This window comes from Ruminococcus sp. (genome assembly GCF_016283395.1).
Genome location: NZ_JAEEMU010000006.1, coordinates 1 through 4,958, shown reverse-complemented (window position 1 = coordinate 4,958; position 4,958 = coordinate 1). Strand labels below are relative to the sequence as shown.

At 45.4% G+C, this 4,958-nt stretch carries 3 protein-coding genes; 1 reads left to right on the top strand and 2 read right to left on the bottom strand.

The features are described from left to right. On the top strand, positions 1-2,152 hold a 2,152-nt coding region (locus tag QZZ41_RS00155; RefSeq protein WP_295066537.1), incomplete at its 5' end, for a hypothetical protein. Positions 2,153-2,336: 184 nt separating this feature from the next. On the opposite strand, the gene QZZ41_RS00150 is transcribed toward QZZ41_RS00155, so the two are convergent. Together QZZ41_RS00150 and QZZ41_RS00145 are read right to left on the bottom strand one after the other, a co-directional pair. Then, positions 2,337-3,470 (bottom strand): ATP-binding protein, encoded by a 1,134-nt coding sequence (locus QZZ41_RS00150; protein WP_295066535.1) that lies wholly within the window; start codon positions 3,468-3,470, stop codon positions 2,337-2,339. Positions 3,471-3,479: 9 nt separating this feature from the next. Next, positions 3,480-4,958: ATP-binding protein (locus QZZ41_RS00145; protein WP_295066532.1), on the bottom strand; the 1,479-nt coding region annotated here is incomplete at its 5' end.

Sequence of the window (4,958 nt, the reverse complement as noted above, 5' to 3'; positions counted from 1 at the left end):
GGTACTGCTAAGCGCAGTAACGTCAGTGGGCATGATAGACGGAGACAGCGGAATATCGCTTATAGGCTCTGCCCTTACAAGTGCCGCAGTATTCGGAGCTGTACTTTCAAAACGATACAAAGCTCCACGCATAAGTGCTTTTCTTAAAAAGAGTGCTATATGTGCTTGCGTGATACTTGCTGCGGAAGTACTTATTTTCAACGGAAAAAGCTTCACTTCACAAAAGACAGATCAGGTATTATCTACTTCCGATATCACCATCGGTTCAAATGCTGAGATCTCGGCTGATAACGATATATCCGTTACAGGCGACTCTGACATGAAGATGTACAATATTCCCGAAGATGCAAGAGTGCTTCTTGTAAGCCTTGACGCTGAAGGCGGCTCATCAACACCATTTGATGTAAAGCTCTCCATGACAGACAAAAACTTCTCAACTCAGGATATCTTAGTTCAGCATAAGCGCACCTGCGGCAGATATTCAGAGCTTTCCCTTTGTTTTGAACCATACGAAAAGCTCAACTCCCTCACACTTACATTATCAGGCGTTACAAAAACCATTAATATCCACAAAATACGCGCATTAAGTGCTGTTCCCTATTCATTCTCGAACCTGAGATTTATTCTTCTCTATATTATAGTTATAGGCTGTCTTGCAATAAAGACTTTCGGTTTTTATGCAGTGGACTACGACAGAAAGAAGCGTTCCCACGTTATCGCTGTTGCCTCCGTAATAGTATTATGTACCCTTTCGGGATTTTGTCTCCGTCAGCCAAATCAGGAAAGCAGACCATATACAGGTACTGAAAAATACACCGACGATCCATTTGCAATGACTCTCGATGCTTTTGAAAAGGATCAGGTATACCTTGACCTTGACGCTGATCCTGCTCTTGATGAACTTGAAAATGTGTATGATTCGGGACTCCGCGGCAATTCACAGGCTTTCGCCTACTGGGATCTTGCATACTACAACAGCAAATACTACAGCTATTTCGGCGTAGCTCCCGTGCTCACATTCTACTATCCTTATTATAAATTAACAGGCAAGCTGCCAACACTGGCAATGGCAAACAACTTCTACACAGTTATAGGCATACTCTTCATGTGCCTTACTGTACTTGCAGCCTTAAAGCTTCTCAAAATAAAGCCTAAGCTCCTGCTCCTGCTGCTGATGCTGCCTACAGCAACAGCCACAATGGGCTTCTGGACGCTTGGAAATGAGATAGACCGCTATACTCTGCCAACTATCTCGGGACTTTGCTTCCTGATGATAAGCTTATTCACAGGCATGACAGCCTGCACCACTGCAAAGAAGAAGCTCAAGCCCGTCCTGCTCATCATAGGCGGTACAGCTCTTGCACTTTCAGTTGCTTCACGTCCTACAGTTGCACTCTGCGGCGCAGTTCTTGTACCTTTCTTCATCGGAATACTCCTCGACAAAAAGGAAAAGCTCGGCTATCGTCTCGGACTTGCAGCAAGCTTTGTAGCTCCGCTTATTGCAGGTGCAGCACTTATAATGAAGTACAACGCCGCAAGATTTGGCTCACCGTTTGACTTTGGTGCAGCATACCAGCTCACAGTCAGCGATATCCACGCAAATACTCTCAGGCTTTCAAATCTGCCGTCGGCAATATACCACTATTTCCTGCAGGCACCAAAGTCAAAGACTTCATTCCCATTCTTTGAAACAGGCTTCAACGGACTTGAAAACTACGGCTCATATGTTTACGCAGTAATGGGCTTCGGAGCACTCACACTCCCTGTTATCCTCTTCGGTATACTTCTCCAGCCGCAGGCTTTCGGACCGAAAACAAAGGAGCTCACCGACCGCTACAGAAGATGGTTCTTAGCTATATGCCTTGCAATGTCCGTATTCCTTGCATGGGCTGACTTCTGTCTCGGCGGATTTATCACACACTATTTATTCGATATCATGCCTCTTATGACATTTGCAGCTATGATAGGCATATTCCGCGGCTGTTCAAAGCCCTCTGCTCACAAGAGCAGATACGTTCTCTCGGGTATTTCTATGGCACTGACAGTTGTATTCATCTTCGGTCAGCTCTTCAACTGGGGAGAAGGCACTATTATGAAGCACTTTCCAAGCCTTATAGATACTCTTGAAGACGCAGTTATATTCTGGAAATAAGCAAAAAGGACTGAGAAAATCTCAGTCCTTTTTCAATATCTGTGATACTTCACAAAACTCAGTCCATACTTTTGTACAAAACACTGAATTCAAAAATTATTTTTCTGATATTCAACGTTTTTGCATTGAATTCCGCTATTTTTCAGCCCATTTACAAAAGAGCAACATAAATGAATATTCAAATTCATTCCTTTACATCATCGTACTTATCAAGAAAACGATGAACACCTGCGTTGTCCTTATAGGCGATGACTGTATTCACGTTGACATTTTCAACGCTTCGGAAGATATTCTTCTCAACCTGCGGATTGACCTTTTTAAGCTCCGCAATGAGATTTTTTATCTCCAGTCGCTTCGAGACCGAGCGGCTGTCGGGAGCACAGGTAGTGCAGGTATCTGTGAATTTGCAGGCACACTGTATGAAATGCAGGTCATTATAGTCGCGCCAGTGCTTTATCTCGGCTTCTCTTACGAGATAAAGAGGACGTATAAGCTCCATGCCCTCAAAGTTGGTACTGTGGAGCTTCGGCATCATAGTCTGAACCTGTCCGCCGTAGAGCATACCCATGAGGATAGTCTCAATAACATCATCGAAATGATGTCCGAGAGCTATTTTATTACAGCCCAAAGCCTTTGCGTGGCTGTAGAGATAACCTCGGCGCATACGCGCACATATGTAGCATGGGTTCTTCTCAATATTGTATACAGAATCGAATATATCCGACTCGAATATATGCACAGGAATGGACATAGAACGTGCATTTTCCTCAATAACACGGCGGTTCTCGGGACTGTAGCCGGGGTCCATAACAAGGAACACCAACTCAAACTGGAACTTATCGTGGCGTTTCAGTTCCTGAAAGAGCTTTGCCATGAGCATTGAGTCCTTGCCGCCCGAGATACAGACAGCTATCTTGTCATTCGGCTTTACAAGCTCATATTCGTTTATAGCCTTTGTGAACTTGCACCATATGGACTTCTTGAACTTCTTCCTGATACTCAGCTCCACAGCCTCCGTGACTTCCCTGTTCTCCATTTTTACGCGGAGCCAGTCAACATAGCCGCCTTCAAGGTTGTATGCTTCAAAGCCCTTTTCGCAGAGCTTATCAGCGATATCTCCACTGATGATGCCGCTGCGGCAGCATATTATGAGCTTCTTATCCTTCGGCAGCTCCGCGGAAAGTATCTCCTCCTGCGGAATATTCACAGCTCCGTCCATATGACCGTACTCAAAAGCGGAGCTGTCACGTATATCTATTATCTTATATTCCGAATTATCGAGCTTTTCAAGCTCTGCGGCAGTAATGCCATTATTCATTGAAACACCTCATTGTTTTTTCTCTATAGGCAGCTCTACTGTAAAAACAGTGCCCTTTCCTGCCTCGCTGTCAACTCTTACAGTACCGTTATGATACATAACACCGTGCTTAACGATAGAAAGTCCGAGACCTGTGCCCTTTATTTTCCGTGAGCGGCTCTTGTCAACACGGTAAAAACGCTCGAAAATACGTCCTATATGCTGCTGCGGTATTCCCATACCCGTATCGCTTACAGTAATTATAGCTCTCTGCGGTATATGAGATATCTTAACGCTCAGGCTGCCGCCGCTGACATTGTACTTTATGGCGTTATCGCAGAGATTGTAAAGTATCTCGCCGAGTATGGTGCGGCTTCCGATAAGTGATACCTTTTCGCCTGTAAGCTCCGTAGTCACGCCCTTTTCCTCGGCACTGAGCTTCAGTCTTTCAAGCACTTCCTCTGCAAGGCTGTACAGCTCAACACTTTCATTTTCGCGTGGAGCTGAGTCCTCATCGAGCTTAGAAAGCGCAACTATATCGTTGATGAGATTGATGAGCCTTTCGGCTTCGCTGCGTATATTTCCGCCGAACTGCGCAACGTCCTCCTGCTTTACCATACCGTTAGCCAGCATATCGGAGATGCCGTATATAGTCGTGAGAGGAGTTTTCAGCTCATGGGACACATTTGACGTAAACTCGCGGCGCATAGTTTCAAGCTCCTGCTTCTCCGTAACGTCCATGATGAATACCACAAGTCCGCATACCATGTCTATACTGTTAGCAGGACTGGCAATGACTTCACGCTGACCGCCGCCTGTACGCAGTATGCACTCCGAACGCCTGCCGCCCAGAGCATTCATGATACATCTTCTGAAATCCTCCGAATTATTGAGAGCGTAAACGCTCTGCCCCTCCGTAAATGCGCCTGCTCCGAGAAGCTTTTTCGCACTGGTATTGCAGGTTAGCACATTCAGCTTTGGGTCGGTGATTATAAGTCCCTCGTCCATAGACTCTGTCATAAGTCCGAACTGCTCACGGCTGCTCTGTATCTCGTCCATCTGACGGCTTACCTTGCTGTTCTGGCTGCGAAGCTTTTCAAGCAGAGGAGCAAGCTCTTTATAGCTCTTTTTCGTATCGGGGTGAGCAAGGTCGATATTGTTTATAGGTCTAACGATATTTCGTGATACCCTTGTTGCCGCAAGTACGGAAAATACAACGACTACAGCAAGTATGAGCAGCATAGGGTTCAATACTTTCAGCAGCTGTGCTTCAAGGGATATATGTACACTTGAAACTCTTATTACAGAGTGATCTTTCAGCCTTACAGCGTAGTTTATGGTCTTTTGCATAATAGTCTTTGAATAGCGTGAGGAGCTTCCCTCACCCTTTTCAAAGGCTTCGGATATCTCTTTTCTGTCGGAATGATTTTCAAGAGCTTCGGGAGCTTCTTCCGTATCGAAAACCACCTGTCCGCGCTGATCTATCCATGTAACGCGGATATCATCGCC